At 72.4% G+C, this 398-nt stretch carries 1 protein-coding gene; it reads right to left on the reverse strand.

Going from position 1 to position 398, the window contains the following annotated elements; genetic code table 11:
* Window positions 1-228 precede the first annotated feature (228 nt).
* Window positions 229-390 (reverse strand): helix-turn-helix domain-containing protein, encoded by a 162-nt coding sequence (locus AC1DYK_RS36080; RefSeq protein ID WP_327239372.1) that lies wholly within the window; start codon window positions 388-390, stop codon window positions 229-231.
* Window positions 391-398 lie beyond the last annotated feature (8 nt).

Raw genomic sequence — 398 nt, forward strand, 5'->3', positions numbered from 1 at the left:
CGTCGGTGTCGATGAACCCGGCGACGGGCCGGGACTCGCCGAGCAGCCCGGCGCCGACGGCGTGGCGGACCGCGGCGGCGACACGCGCGGAGGACGGAGGGCCGGGAGCGGGCGCGGTGAGAGGCATATGGCGAGAGTCGGTGATGGGAGCCCCGCAGGTCTCTGTCGGACGGGACAGGATCGGTGTCGGTCCTTGGCCGTGAACGGTTGTAGCAATACAGGACAAATCTATCCGCTGAGGCGGACGGCGGAAGTGATGAGCAGCCGGGTGTCGGGGTCGTCGAGATCGACGCCGAACCGCTCCCGGGCGCGGCGCAGCCGGTATCGCAGGGTGTGCGAGGGCAGGACGAGCCACCGGGCCGCCCGTGCGCCATCGCCCGACGCGTCCACAGGGGCGG

It is taken from the genome of Variovorax sp. P2_H12 (genome assembly GCF_056403395.1).